Below are 424 nucleotides of genomic sequence, written 5' to 3' on the forward strand. Positions count from 1 at the left end.
GTTGTAAGCATTGAAAAGATTAATGAGTATTACCATTCTGGTAAAACTGTAGGCGAAATTATGGATCCAAATGTTTTCTATGTAAATGAAAATTCAATTATTCGTGATACGGTTGACCGAATTTTGAAACGGGGACTTCGTAACGTTCCAGTAGTTGATAATGATCGTAAACTAGTTGGAATTGTTACCCGAGCAACCTTGGTTGATATTGTGTATGATGCTTTATTTACAGATGATGGAATCACTACAGATAGCAGTACCGATGCTAGTTCAAAATCGGAGGAGCAAAAAGAGAAAGATGGTGATCAATAATGATCAACTTCCTGAATCAATATGGAGGCGACATCTTAAGTAAAACGGGACAACATATTTATATTTCAGCTTTTGCTTTAGCGCTGGGGATAATTGTGGCAGTACCTTTGGG

1 protein-coding gene is annotated in these 424 nt (G+C 36.8%); it reads left to right on the forward strand.

Going from position 1 to position 424, the window contains the following annotated elements; genetic code table 11:
• On the forward strand, positions 1–312 hold a 312-nt coding region (locus tag KH400_RS21380), incomplete at its 5' end, for a CBS domain-containing protein (RefSeq protein ID WP_217228081.1).
• Positions 313–424: the final 112 nt, after the last annotated feature.

Origin of the sequence: Desertibacillus haloalkaliphilus (genome assembly GCF_019039105.1) — a bacterium.
Classification (GTDB): domain Bacteria; phylum Bacillota; class Bacilli; order Bacillales; family KJ1-10-99; genus Desertibacillus; species Desertibacillus haloalkaliphilus.